This is a genomic window from Thioalkalivibrio sp. ALD1, assembly GCF_000381245.1.
Classification (GTDB): Bacteria; Pseudomonadota; Gammaproteobacteria; order Ectothiorhodospirales; family Ectothiorhodospiraceae; genus Thioalkalivibrio.
In genome coordinates, this window is the sequence record NZ_KB906244.1 from 153109 (window position 1) to 166759 (window position 13651).

The window sequence follows — 13651 nt, forward strand, 5'->3', positions numbered from 1 at the left end:
ATTACGCCATCTGTTTTTCCTTGATCTCCGCCAGCTGCTTGCAGTCGATGCACATCGTGGCGGTTGGACGGGCCTCCAGTCGGCGGATGCCGATCTCGACGCCGCAGGTTTCGCAGTAGCCGTAATCCCCGGTGTCGATCTTGCGCAGCGCCTCGTCGATCTTCTTCGACAGCTTGCGCTCGCGATCGCGGGCACGAAGCTCCAGGCCGAATTCCTCTTCCTGGGTGGCGCGGTCGGCCGGGTCCGCGAAATTCGCGGCGTCCTGGCGCATGTGGCCCACGGTACGGTCGACCTCTTCGGCCAGCTCCTGGCGCCATGCCCGCAGCAGGCTGCGGAAATGATCGAGCTGTTCCGTATTCATGTACTCTTCGCCGGACTTCGGCTCGTAGGGCGCGATGCCTCCGGCAACCATGTGCTTGGTGGAGGGTTGATCCTGTTTCTTGTCGGCAGCCATGCGGGCATTCTCTCCGGCTGGAAAAATAAGGCGCACTTAGTATCAGAGACAGCTCGGCTGGGCAAGTCCCGTGCCAGAGTTTTTGGGCGCTCCCCGAAGCGAACCCCCCTTTATCAGCTACATACCCAGAGGAACTCGGATGCAGGAACTGAAGGCCTTGATCTTCGATGTCGACGGCACACTGGCCGATACCGAGCGCGACGGGCATCGCGTCGCATTCAACCAGGCGTTTGCCGAGGCCGGGCTGGACTGGGAGTGGAGCGTCGAGCGCTACGGGCAGTTGCTGCGCGTGACGGGTGGCAAGGAACGCATCCGCCAGTACCTCTCGGAGGATCATCCCGACATCCTGGACGAGCCCGGCATCGACCAGAGCATCCGTGACCTGCATGCGGCCAAGACCCGCCACTATGTGGCGTTGCTGGAGACCGGTGCGATCCCGCTGCGCCCGGGGGTCGAACGCCTGATGGACGAGGCGGCGGCCGACGGCCTGCGCTTGGCCATTGCTACTACCACGACACCCGCGAATGTCACTGCGCTGTTGCAGGCTAATCTGGGCGACGAAGGGCCGGAGCGCTTCGAGGTGATCGCGGCCGGTGATGTCGTCCCGGAGAAAAAACCGGCTCCCGATATCTTCCGGCACGCCCTGGAAGCGATGGATCTTCCGCATCAGGTCTGTCTTGCCCTGGAGGACTCCGACAACGGCGTTCGCGCGGCCCGGGGAGCGGGTCTGAATGTAGTGGTCACGACCAACGAATACACGCGCGAGCAGGATTTCAGCGGGGCGCTGGTGGTTCTGGATGGATTTGGCGAGCCTGATCGTCCAGCCAAGGTGTTGCAGGGGCCGGACCTGCCGGGACCATGTGTCAACGTGGCGGCGCTCCGCGAGTGGGCCGCAACAGCGGCCGATACACGCTGACCCCGAATGGGCATTTTCCAATAAGCGCATCAGGCGGGCCGCGACAGCGACAGGCTGGCCATGGCTCCGGCAGTGCTTCGGGGGTGTGTAACCAGCATATACCGGTGCTGATCCAGCCGGGGCTGCAGGTGCCGCAGCGCGATCGGTCGAGGGTCGGAGAAGGGTTCGTCGAGCAGCACGATCGGGCGATCCTGGAGCATCAGCGCGACGAGCGTCAGCCGCCGAACAGCGTCTATCATTAGGGAAGCGCTGAAGAAAACCATCCTGGCGTTTTCAGCGCACGCGTCGCTGCATTTTCATGCATATCTTTGCACTGACCAAGGGGTTTGAAGCGGGCTTCGGACTCAACCAGTTGCCGTGGTCGATTCTGGTGACGTTCGCTGTTACCCACGGAAACGCCAAACAATCAGCGTCTCCCTAGCGTTCGAAAATGATTTATTGAAAACGCAAGAACACAGGCGCGTGCGATGCGGTCAAAGCTTTCGGTTCACGTGAGCATCCGAGGTCTGGAAGACGCCGGGCAGCAGGAAGTCTGACTTGTAACGAGGTCGGGATTATCCAAAGCTCGGAACTTGCCGGATTCCCGCAAGAGGTAAACTTATGAAAAAGCCCACCCTTGCACTGTCTCTGGCGGCCGTGTTGCTGGCCGCACCAATGACCGTTGCCGCCGATTCGCTGTCCTTCGGCGAGCAGCAGAATATTCGCACCATGATCGGCGGCAATATTGGCCAGGCAATCGCTAGCAAGCTGGAAGTCGAGTCTCTGGCTGTCGTCAACAACCGTTCTGCGATCTGTAGCGCCCTGACTGGTGGCATCGGGGCAGCGCTGTTGGTAGCCAACCCGGGAGCTCAGTTTCGGATCGCCGGTATGGGAGACCCAGAGGATGCGGCCGAGGCCGTGGCGGCGATTGATGACGCGGAGGTCACCTATCTGGCCTTCGGCGCAGGCGTTAGCCGCGACACTAATGTCGCCCTGGCTCATGGTCTGCTCAGCGAACTCGCGAAGGCCGAATGGGATGGCACCTTGATGCTGCATGCCTCCACCTGGATGCAGCGGCAGGTCCAGGCGGCCGTCTCGAAGGATGAGTCCGTGGCGGAGTACCTGACCGGACGTTCGATGATCGCGCTCAGGCCCGACTTGGAAGCCGGTGAGGCCGTGATGCTGCGCGTCTCCTTCGACGGCTCCGAGTTCACAACCGAGGAGATGGATCGCCTGCCGATGCGCGACGATCTCGTCGAGCTCTTCCGCCGCATGTAGTGTCGGGTGGGTTGTTTGGGGAACCCGATCCCGAGCGGGCAGGTCCACGGAGCCGTATGGATCCGACAGGAGTTCGCGGGATGAGCAAGACGATATTGATGGTGGTGACCAGTCACGGCGAGATCGGCGATGGCCATGCGACCGGCGTGTGGTTCGACGAGTTCTCGGTGCCGTATGACCGCTTCCGCAAGGCCGGTTTCGAGATCAAGGTGGCCAGTCCCAAGGGCGGGCCTGTCCCTCTGGATCCCAAGAGCCTGGAGTCGAATCATCCCGGCCCGGCGGCCGTCGCCGCGCAGGAGGCCCTGGACGACACGATCCATCTCGATGAAGGCATGCACCACGATGCGTACGCGGCGATCTTCTTCCCCGGCGGGCACGGGACGATGTTCGATCTCCCGGAAAACCCGCATGTGCAGCGTCTGGTGGGTGAGTTCCTGGAGAACGACAAGGTCGTGGGCGCGGTATGCCATGGGTCGGCCTGCCTGGTCGGTGCGATGCTGAAAGATGGCAGCCCGGCGGTGAAGGGGCGCAAGGTGGCCGCGTTCACCAACAGCGAGGAGAAAGCCGTTCAGCTCGATAAGGCCGTGCCGTTTCTGCTGCAGGACCGGCTCGCCGAACTGGGTGGAGAGGTCGAGACCGCCGAAGACTGGGCCGACCATGTTGTGGTGGATGGCAAACTGGTCACCGGGCAGAACCCGCAATCCAGCAAGAGTGTGGCCGACGCGATCGTGCGACTCGTTCGCGAATCGAGCTGACGGTTCTGCCTTGTGCATGCGACCGGGGCCATTGCGCCCCGGTTTTTTGTTCATGGGATTTGAACGGGGTTCAAATCTTGGCGCGGATTCGGTACGGTGCGCCGATGGGTACCGAGAACCGCCGCCAGCGCGAACGTGAAGCACGCGAGACACTTTTTATCGAAAAGGCCCACGAGCTGATCCGCTCGGAGGGACTTCTGGCATTGCAGATGTCACGTCTGGCCGCGGCCTGCGAGTACGCGACCGGCACGCTGTACCAGCATTTCAATTCCAAGGAGGACCTGCTCGCGGCTGTCGCCACCCGGACGACGCGCCAGCGTGCCGAGGTTTTTCGGCGGATTCCGCGGCTGCCTTTGGGAACGCGTTCACGAATGCTGGCCATGGTGCTCGCGGATATTGATTTCGCACAGACGAATCCGGACTACTATCGCTTGACCCAGTTCGTTACCACGGAGGTGGTCTGGGCGAGCACGTCGGAAGTGCGCCGCGACGAGTTGCTGGAGGCGGCCCAGCCAATCAGCGAGGCGGTAACCGCGATTGTGTCCGAGGCCCGGGCCAACCAGGACCTTCCATTGGCACAGGAACTGGGCGAGGAAGAGATGGGGCTGGGTCCGTGGGCGCTGAATACCGGAATGCAGACGCTTGCCAACGCCCAGGGGTTGCTGGATGCCTACGACATCCACCGACCCTATGAACACTTGATTCGCCACACCCATGCGCTGCTGACTGGCTGGCGCTGGGAACCGCGGATCGATCCAGACGAACCCTCGGTCGTGCGCGCCGAGACGGAGCGGGTGCGCGCGGTCCTGCGCGAGTACATCCCCGAGGCAAATCCATGAGCAAGCGATTCTTTCTGATGCTGCTGGGCGTGGCCCTTGTCCTGGGCGGCATTTTTGGTTTCAAGGCCTTCGTCGATCAGCAGATCGCGGAGTTCTTCGACGAGATGCCGGAGCCGACCGCGACCATCAACGCGGCGACGGTGGAAACCGATCGCTGGGCCCCCCAGCTACGTGCGGTGGGCGATCTCGAGGCGGTTCAGGGAGCGACCCTGAGCTTCGAGGCACAGGGTATTGTGGACCGTATTCACTTTGCCAGTGGCGCGTTCGCCGAGGCGGGCGAGACACTGGTCGAGCTCGATACCGAGCTCGACGAGGCAGAGCTGGAAAGCCTGCGTGCGGAAACCGAGTTGGCGGAGCGCGAACTGGAGCGTGCACGAGGACTGATTCAGCGCGATGGCATCTCCGACTCGGAGTTCCAGCGCCGCGCCACCGAGGCGCAGCAGGCACAGGCGGCGGTGAAGGCACAGGAGGCGCGCATTCGTCAGAAGCGTTTGCGTGCGCCCTTCGATGGGCAGTTGGGCATTCGCCAGGTGAACGAGGGCCAGTTTGTCGGCCCGGGCGATCCGATCGTGGTGCTGGAGTCTCTGGATCCGCTGTATGTGAACTTCACGCTGCCCGAGCGCCGCCTGGCACTGGTCGAGCTGGGGCAGGATGTCGAGATCACCGTGGATGCCTACGGCGAGACCTTCGAGGGGCAGATCACCGCGATCGAACCGCGTGTCCGTGCGGCCTCGCGGATGTTCCGGGTGCAGGCGATGATCTCGAACGAGGATCATCGCCTGCGGCCGGGCCAGTTTGCGCGGGTGACCCTGCAGCGAGGCGAGCCGGAGAAGGGTCTGGTGGTTCCGCAGACGGCCATTCGCTTTGCGCCCTGGGGTAATTCGGTATTCGTGATCTACGAGGACGATGACGGCCAGAAGCGGGTGGAGCAGCGCCTGGTGGAGATTGGCGAACGCCGGGGTGATCTCGTGCGGGTGGTTGATGGCCTGGAAGAGGGCGACGAGATCGCGGTCAGCGGTCTGCTGAAGCTGCAGAACGATACCCCCGTGAAGGTCACGGAGGATGCTCAGCCTGACGCCGAACGCGATCCGCGGCCGGCGAACCGCTGAGCGGACCCGAAACGATGCGCTTCACCGATATCTTCATCCAGAAGCCTGTGCTGGCCACCGTGGTCAGCCTGTTCATCCTGTTGTTCGGAGTGCGGGCGGTGTTTGACCTGAACGTGCGCCAGTTCCCCGAAGTACAGAACGCGGTGGTCACGGTCAGCACCGCTTATATCGGCGCGGATGCGGACCTGATTCAGGGGTTCATTACCACGCCGATGGAGCGCGAGATCGCCGAGGCGGAGGGCATCGACTACATCGTCTCGAACAGTCTGGCGGGCGTGAGTACCGTGCAGGCATTTCTGGAGCTCGATTACGACCCGAACCAGGCCCTGACACAGATCTCCGCTCAGGTGGACAAGATTCGCAGTGATCTGCCATCCGAAGCTGAGGACCCGGTCGTGGACCTCTCGGTGGGTGACGATGTCGCGGCCATGTACCTCTCGTTCTATTCCGAGCGACTGTCCAACAATCAGACCACGGACTACCTGATACGCGAGGTCCAGCCGGAGCTCGCCACGGTCAATGGCGTGCAGCGTGCTGAGATCCTGGGAGATCAGAGCTTTGCGATGCGTGCCTGGCTGGATGCCGATCGCATGGCGGCCTATGGCGTGACCGGGCGCGATGTTCGCTCGGCACTGGAGGGAAATAACGTCCTCTCTGCGGTGGGGCAGACCAAGGGCTCAATGGTGAGTCTGGATCTGACCGCGGATACCGACCTCCAGACGCCCGAGGCCTTCGAGGAACTGATCCTGTTCGAACGGGATGGTGACCTGGTGCGTCTCGGCGATATCGCCGAGGTGGAGCTGGGCTCGGAGAACTACGACACTTCGGTGCGCTTCAACGGTCAGGCGGCGACTTTTATTGGTATCGAGCTGGCGCCGGATGCCAATGCCCTGGAGGTGATCGCCGAGGTGCGCGAGATCTTCGAGGAACGTATCGAGCCGCGGCTACCCTCGGGGCTGGAGGGCGAGATCGTCTATGACTCCACCGAGTACATCGAGAGCGCAATCAACGAAGTACTGACAACGATCGGCCTCGCGCTGCTGATCGTGCTGTTGGTGATCTATCTGTTCCTCGGGTCGTTGCGCAGTGTGCTGATCCCGGCCGTTGCGGTACCTCTGTCCCTGATCGGCACTTTCATGCTGATGCTGCTGATGGGATTCTCGCTGAACCTGCTGACGCTGCTGGCCATGGTCCTGGCGATCGGCATCGTGGTCGATGACGCGATCATCATGCTGGAGAATATCTCGCGGCACATCGAGGAGGGAATGTCGCGCATGGATGCGGCAATCCGTGGTGCGCGCGAACTTGCCTGGCCGATCGTCGCGATGTCGACCACGCTGGTCGCGGTATTCCTGCCGCTTGGCTTCATCGGCGGCCTGACCGGTACGCTCTTCATCGAGTTCGCGTTTACTCTCGCGGCGACCGTCGTGATCTCGGGGATTGTCGCGATCACGCTGTCGCCGATGATGTGCTCGAAGATCCTGCGCGATGGCACTGTGGAACGGCGCGGGCGTATCGAGTCCTGGCTGGACGCGCGTTTCGACAGCCTGCGCGAACGCTATCGCCGACGGCTGCACGGGGCGTTGAACGACCGCTTCACCATTGCTGCGTTCGGGGCCATCGTGCTGGTGTCGTGCTATTTCCTGTTCGTGACCTCGCAGACCGAGCTGGAGCCACAGGAGGACCAGGGCTTCGCCTTTTCGATCATGGAGGGCGACGCCTACATGGGGATCGACTATCTGGAGCGCAACACGGCGCTTACCGACGGCTTCTTCGACCGCATCCCCGAACTCGACAATATCTTTATCGTGAACGGCTTTGGCGGTGGTCCCGGCATGGCCGGGGCGACCAACCAGGCCTTGGGCGGTTTTGTGATGGCGCCCTGGGACCAGCGCGAGCGTTCAACCGCGAAGATCCTGGAGGAGGACCTGCAGCCGGCGCTGGAGGGGCTGCCAGCGCTGGAGGTGTTCGCCATACAGCCGCCGCAGCTGCCGACCCCGGGACAGGGCGCGCCGATCAGCGTTGTGTTTGGGTCGACCAGTTCGTTCGAGGAGTTGAACGAGCTTAGCCAGGAGATCAAGGACCGGGCGATGGCGACAGGCCGCTTTATCTTCCTGGATACCGATCTCAACTTTGACCAGCCCCGGGTGGATCTGAAGATCGACCGCGAGCGGGCCTCGCAGCTCGGCATCGACATGGCCACGCTCAATGCCGACCTGGCCACGTACCTGTCCGGCGGCTTTGCCGGGCGGTTTGCGATGGAAAACCGCAGTTATCGAGTAATCCCGCAGGTCCAGCGTTCCGACCGCCTGACCCCGGAACAACTGGAAGAGTTATATACACGCACTGCGGATGGCGAACCGGTGCCGTTGTCCAGCATCGTGACGCTGGAGGAAACGGTCACGCCGCGCCAGCTCAACCGCTTCCAGCAGCTCAATGCCGTGACCTTGCAGGGAGTGCCGCGACCGGGTGTTACGCTGGGCGAGGCGCTGGACATCATCGACGAGATCGCGGCCGAGGTGCTTCCGCCGGATGTGAACGTGGACTATGCCGGCGAGTCGCGCCAGCTGAAGGCCGAGGGTGGGGACCTCGTCGTTACGTTCTTCTTCGCGCTGGTCGTGATCTTCCTGGTGCTGGCCGCGCAGTTCGAGTCGTTCCGTGATCCCTTGATTATTCTGACCACGGTGCCGATGTCGATTGCGGGCGCGTTGATCTTCATAAGTCTCGGCGTGACCTCGTTGAACATCTACACCCAGGTGGGACTCTTGACGCTGATTGGGTTGATCGCCAAGCACGGTATCTTGATCGTGGAGTTCGCGAACCAGTTGCAGCGACAGGGCCGACCGCTCCGGGACGCGATCGAGGAAGCGGCCAGTCTGCGTCTGCGCCCGATCCTGATGACGACGACCGCCACTGTTGTGGCCATGGTGCCGCTGCTGCTCGCCTCTGGCGCGGGCGCCGGGTCGCGCTTTGCCATGGGTCTGGTCATTGCGGCGGGAATGGCCATCGGTACGCTCTTTACCCTGTTCGTGGTGCCAGCGATCTACACTTATGTCGCCCGCGATCACTACGCCGACGCCCAGGCGCGCGGCGAGGACCCGGATCCGGCGGCTTCCGTTTGAGCCTGATCTTCGAGCGCTCGATCCGGGGCGTTGCAATAAAGGCATGCATTGACTCCGGTCATGGACTACAATCCTGCTCCGCATCCCGAGCGTCGTGCCGTTGACCCGCCAGCGCTCGTGCGAGCCGAACCCCCACGCCGGTCCGCGGACACCCGCCGACCGGCCCTTTTATAAACGAACGTCTATTGGTCGTATCTAGATTATTTATTTGTTATTAGTAGTGTGCCTTCCTAATCTAGGCGACCGTCACGATTAACCAACGCGTAGGAGAAAGCCACATGGCCGCCAAGAAGTACTCCGCGGGCGTCAAGGATTACCGCGAAACCTACTGGATGCCGGAATACATGCCGCTGGATACTGATCTGCTGGCATGTTTCAAGATTACCCCGCAGCCGGGCATCGACCGCGAAGAAGCCGCGGCTGCCGTGGCCGCCGAGTCCTCGACCGGTACCTGGACCACGGTGTGGACCGACCTCCTGACCGACATGGATTACTACAAGGGTCGGGCGTACATGATCGAGGACGTCCCGGGTGACGACGAGTCCTTCTACGCGTTCATCGCCTACCCGATCGACCTGTTCGAAGAAGGCTCGGTGGTGAACGTGTTCACCTCGCTGGTCGGTAACGTGTTCGGCTTCAAGGCCATCCGTGCCCTGCGTCTGGAAGACGTGCGCTTCCCGATGGCCTACGTGAAGACCTGCGGTGGTCCGCCCGCCGGTATCCAGGTCGAGCGTGACCGCATGAACAAGTACGGTCGTCCGCTGCTGGGCTGTACCATCAAGCCGAAGCTGGGTCTGTCCGCGAAGAACTACGGCCGTGCCGTATACGAGTGCCTGCGTGGCGGTCTCGACTTCACCAAGGATGACGAGAACATCAACTCGCAGCCGTTCATGCGCTGGCGTGACCGCTTTGAGTTCGTGCAGGAAGCGACCCTGAAGGCCGAAGCCGAAACCGGCGAGCGCAAGGGTCACTACCTGAACGTCACCGCGCCGACCCCGGAAGAGATGTACAAGCGTGCCGAGTTCGCCAAGGAGATTGGCGCACCGATCATCATGCACGACTACATCACCGGTGGCTTCTGTGCCAACACGGGCCTGGCCAACTGGTGCCGTGACAACGGTATGCTGCTGCACATCCACCGTGCCATGCACGCGGTGCTCGACCGTCATCCGAAGCACGGTATCCATTTCCGTGTGCTGGCCAAGATCCTGCGTCTGTCCGGTGGTGACCACCTGCACACCGGCACCGTGGTCGGCAAGCTGGAGGGCGACCGTGCGGCGACCTTGGGCTGGATCGACCTGCTGCGCGAATCCTTCGTGCCGGAAGACCGCTCGCGCGGCATCTTCTTCGATCAGGACTGGGGTTCCATGCCGGGTGTGTTTGCCGTGGCCTCCGGTGGTATCCACGTCTGGCACATGCCGGCCCTGGTCTCCATCTTCGGTGACGACTCCGTGCTGCAGTTCGGCGGCGGTACGCTGGGCCATCCGTGGGGCAATGCCCCGGGTGCGACGGCCAACCGCGTCGCGCTGGAGGCCTGTGTCCAGGCGCGCAACGAAGGTCGGGATATCGAGCGCGAAGGCAAGGAGATCCTGACTCAGGCGGCGCAGCACAGCCCCGAACTGAAGATCGCCATGGAAACGTGGAAAGAGATCAAGTTCGAGTTCGACACCGTCGACAAGCTGGATACCCAGCATAAGTGATCGCCCGAGTGCGGGCAGTCTGAGGGGCTGCCCGCACCCAGAGAGAACCAGAGCATAGGATTACCGACATGTCCGATATTCAGAACTTCAAGCCGGTGCAGAAGTACGAGACCTTCTCCTACTTGCCGGAGATGAACGCCGACCAGGTCCGCAAGCAGATTGAATACTGCATTGCCCAGGGCTGGAACCCGGCGATCGAGTACAGCGAGAAAGAAAACGCCATGTCCCACTACTGGTACATGTGGAAGCTTCCTTTCTTCGGCGAGCAGTCCGTGGAAGCGGTGCTGTCCGAGATCGAACAGTGCCGCCGCGCGAACCCGGGCATGATGGTGCGCTTCATTGCGTACGACAACTACGCCCAGAGCCAGGGTATGGCCTTCGTGGTTGACCGCGGTCGCTAAGACCCCGGTTCGGTAGGAGGGCTGGGGCTCTGTGCGGGCTCCAGCCATTCCACCAAGCGTTATTACCGTTGCTGCCGCCAACTGTAAGGAAGTGCCATGAGTAATCCGACATCCGCGTCTGAAGGTCTCTCGGGTCGCGAACTCGCCCGGGAACGGCGCAAGGCCATGTCTCACAATGGCAAGGCTGCCGTGAAGAAGCCCGGCCAGACCAGGGAAACGTCGCGTTCCGCCGCGGCCGCGCAGAAGGCGCGCCAGGCCCAGCCCGTTTCCGAATCGGCCCCCGAAACGCGGGAGCCGGAAGTGCACTCCAACGAATCTTCGTCGTCGACTTCGTTTGTCGCTGACGAACGCTCCCGCGAGCGACGCCCGGAGCCGGGCGCGCATGCCGGGGCCTCCAATGGCCGCCAGGCCGCCCTTGAGCGTCGCCAGAAGATGGCGCGCCAGGGCAAGAAGGCCGTCGGTCGTTCCAACACCCGTGCGCGCGCGCTCGGTGGCCTGGCCCGTGCCGGTGCCGATCGTTCACGCCAGCTCGACGCACTGGCGCAGAGCCAGGGCATGGACATCGACTGCGCGAACATGAGCGGTCGCGAAATCTGTCGTCTGCGTCGCCAGGCACTGGCAACTGACGGCAAGAAGGCCATGGCGCCGGAACCCCGCCGCGAGGATCTCCTGAAAGGCCAGGGATCGTTTGCGGAGACCCGCCAGGACGAGAAGTCCGAGCGTGACGACAGCTACACCGCCGCCTCGAGTCAGCAGGACACTGTCGTCGAGAGTGGCCTCGACCAGCTGTGCGACAAAGTGGAATCCGGCGGTGAGGCCGCTGGGCCGCATCCGATGATCTCGGAGGTTCGGGCGATCTGCATGGCCCGCCGCGAGGCCCTGGCCCAGAACGGCAAGCGGGCTACCAAGCGCCGCTTTAACGGGTCCAAGGGCCGTGGCGCCATGCCGCAGGAAGGCGCCTGGAAGGCCGCGAAGCGCAAGGGTATGTCCACCCGTGAGGTGGCCCGCCAGCGCCGCGAAGAACTGTGCACGATTGGCCGCGGTTCGTCCGATCCGGGGCGTCCTTGTGGCCGGCCGCGGGGTGAGGTCAGCGAAGCCCCGCCCAAGGTGGAAGAGGGTACGACCCTTGCCGGCGGCCACATCAGTGGTACTCAGGTCGAGGCGACCCCGAGCGTGACCGGAGCGGAAGCAGGGAGTTGCTCGAACATCACCGGAACCGAGTATCTCGGTCTGGAACACTACGAGCGTTACTGCAACGTGCGCCCAAGAGCCAACCCGGCCAAGGTGGGGCACTCTCACACAGGCCGCGGTCAGGAGGTCAGTGGGACGGAAGTCGGTCGCTCGCCGCGCGTAACTGGCGACGAGTCGGGGTCCTGCGAGGCGATCACCGGAACGGAGTATCTGAGCAGCGAGCAGTACGAGGGCTTCTGCGGGACCCGTGCGCCGGCGACCAAGCCACGGACCAGCGTGATGATTACGCGCCAGGGCGAGGGTGTCTCCGGCACTAGCGTCGGCCGCAGCCCGCGGGTAACCGGTGACGAATCCGGCTCCTGCCGTGACATCACGGGCACCGAGTACCTGAACACGCAGGCGAGCGAGGTTCCGTGCAACACGGGAAAGTCGAACGGAGCGCCGATGAAGGTCGGCGTCATGCATACGCTTCGCGGTCGTGAACTGACCGGGACCGAAGTCGGGCGCTCCTCGCGAGTCACCGGTGACGAATACGGCAGCTGCAAGCCGGTCACCGGCACCGAATACATCGGTACGGAACAGTTCAAGGGCATGTGCGGTACTCGCCCCGAGCCGACGCCGGCCAAGGTGCAGGAGCTGCACACCATGGAAGACCAGAGCGTGACGGGTACGGCCGTGGGCCGGAGCCCCAAGGTGACCGGCGACGAATCGGGTTCCTGCCGACCTCTGACCGGTACCCCGTACTACAACCAGGCAGATTTTGGCGAGCTGTGTGATCGTCCGGCCGCCGGTGGTGTGCCCAAGGTGGGCGTCATGCACACACTGCGGGGCCGGGAAGTGTCCGGCACCCAGGTGGATAGCTCGCTGCGCGTGACCGGTGACGAGTACGGTGGCTGCAAGCCGATTACCGGTACCGAGTATGTCGGCTCCGAGCATTACGACGCCTTTTGTGGAAGCCGTCCGCAGCCGGGTGCGGAGAAGGTCTCCGTGAGCCGCACCTGGAATCAGCAGAACGTCTCCGGTACGTCCGTCGGCAGGTCTTCACGGGTGACGGGGGATGAGTACGGGGCGTGCAAGCCGATTTCCGGAACGCCGTACATCGGCGCCGATCAGTACGAAACCTACTGTGACCCGCGTGACGCACAGAGCGCCCAGACCCGAGTGGCCGAACGCCACGCGACGCCCGGGCATCCGGTATCGGGCAGCCAGCCTGGCTACGACGAGCGTGTGACCGGTACCGAACGCGGCGCTTGCCAGAATGTGTCGGGCGCGCCGTACGTGGGAGCCAATGAGTTTGCCGCGACCTGTCCGTCGGCCGCGAGCAGCCTGCATCCGCGGCTGCGTCCGGAGGGTCAGGCGACTGTGGCCGCGCCGGTCGCCGAAGTGCCGGCCTACGACATGCCCCACGCCGGTTTCAGTGTGCAAAGCCCGGCCCGCGAGGCCTGGGCGCGCCGCGAACGTCGTGTGACGGGTACTGCGTACGGCGCCTCCGGTGGCATCACCGGCCCGATCAACAAGGCGACGGGTCTGGTGTCCGGTACGGAAGAGTTCCGTTATCAGCCGGATCGTCACCAGCCGGTACCGGCTCAGGCCGAAGACGCGGCCAAGGTGGGCGCCGAGCGCGTGACCGTTAACGGCAGCAGCAACGGCGTGACGATTACGGGCGATGACTGGGGTCGTGGTAGCAGTGTCACCGGCACCGAAGGGTTTGCCACGCGCCGCAATGCGACGCAGAAGGGCAACCCGCGGGGTGAAGGTCGCAGTGCGTATGCCAATCGTGAGCTTGAGCGAAAGGAAGTGCCGATGAGCAAGATTACGGGCTCATCCGGGAATAGTGGCAGTGGTTCTCTCGTGACCCTGTCCGGTGGTGCCCGCGGCTAAGCGGCGAGTAAGGAGGCAATACGACC

General features: G+C 63.3%; 11 protein-coding genes. 9 read left to right on the forward strand and 2 right to left on the reverse strand.

Annotated elements, in window-relative coordinates:
* Position 1: 1 nt before the first annotated feature.
* Positions 2-454 (reverse strand): RNA polymerase-binding protein DksA, encoded by a 453-nt coding sequence (dksA, locus tag F623_RS0109475; RefSeq protein ID WP_018868477.1) that lies wholly within the window; start codon positions 452-454, stop codon positions 2-4.
* Positions 455-593: 139 nt separating this feature from the next.
* Here dksA and F623_RS0109480 point away from each other — a divergent pair, with 139 nt between their 5' ends.
* Positions 594-1370, forward strand: coding sequence for an HAD family hydrolase (locus F623_RS0109480; protein WP_018861808.1), 777 nt, complete (start codon positions 594-596; stop codon positions 1368-1370).
* Positions 1371-1399: 29 nt separating this feature from the next.
* Here the strand turns inward: F623_RS0109480 and F623_RS0109485 are convergent, their stop codons facing one another.
* Complete coding sequence (locus F623_RS0109485) at positions 1400-1609, reverse strand: hypothetical protein (protein WP_231367700.1); 210 nt, start codon at positions 1607-1609, stop codon at positions 1400-1402.
* Between the two features lie 361 nt (positions 1610-1970).
* Here F623_RS0109485 and F623_RS0109490 point away from each other — a divergent pair, with 361 nt between their 5' ends.
* From F623_RS0109490 to F623_RS0109525, 8 genes are all read left to right on the forward strand, one after another.
* On the forward strand, positions 1971-2627 hold the full coding sequence (locus tag F623_RS0109490; protein WP_018868476.1) for a hypothetical protein: 657 nt from the start codon (positions 1971-1973) through the stop codon (positions 2625-2627).
* Between the two features lie 80 nt (positions 2628-2707).
* Entirely contained in the window at positions 2708-3382 is a 675-nt protein-coding gene (locus tag F623_RS0109495; protein ID WP_018868475.1) for a type 1 glutamine amidotransferase domain-containing protein, read from the forward strand.
* Between the two features lie 104 nt (positions 3383-3486).
* Positions 3487-4221, forward strand: a complete 735-nt coding sequence (locus F623_RS0109500) for a TetR/AcrR family transcriptional regulator (RefSeq protein ID WP_018861812.1) — start codon at positions 3487-3489, stop codon at positions 4219-4221.
* Complete coding sequence (locus F623_RS0109505; RefSeq protein WP_018868474.1) at positions 4218-5330, forward strand: efflux RND transporter periplasmic adaptor subunit; 1113 nt, start codon at positions 4218-4220, stop codon at positions 5328-5330. The genes F623_RS0109500 and F623_RS0109505 overlap by 4 nt, the downstream gene beginning before the upstream one ends.
* Positions 5331-5344: 14 nt before the next feature.
* Complete coding sequence (locus tag F623_RS0109510; protein WP_018861814.1) at positions 5345-8452, forward strand: efflux RND transporter permease subunit; 3108 nt, start codon at positions 5345-5347, stop codon at positions 8450-8452.
* A gap of 278 nt (positions 8453-8730) precedes the next feature.
* Positions 8731-10152, forward strand: coding sequence for a form I ribulose bisphosphate carboxylase large subunit (locus F623_RS0109515; RefSeq protein ID WP_018861815.1), 1422 nt, complete (start codon positions 8731-8733; stop codon positions 10150-10152).
* 68 nt (positions 10153-10220) lie between these two features.
* Positions 10221-10553, forward strand: a complete 333-nt coding sequence (locus F623_RS0109520; protein WP_018861816.1) for a ribulose bisphosphate carboxylase small subunit — start codon at positions 10221-10223, stop codon at positions 10551-10553.
* A 165-nt stretch (positions 10554-10718) separates the two neighbouring features.
* Complete coding sequence (locus F623_RS0109525) at positions 10719-13625, forward strand: CsoS2 family carboxysome shell protein (RefSeq protein ID WP_018868473.1); 2907 nt, start codon at positions 10719-10721, stop codon at positions 13623-13625.
* Positions 13626-13651 lie beyond the last annotated feature (26 nt).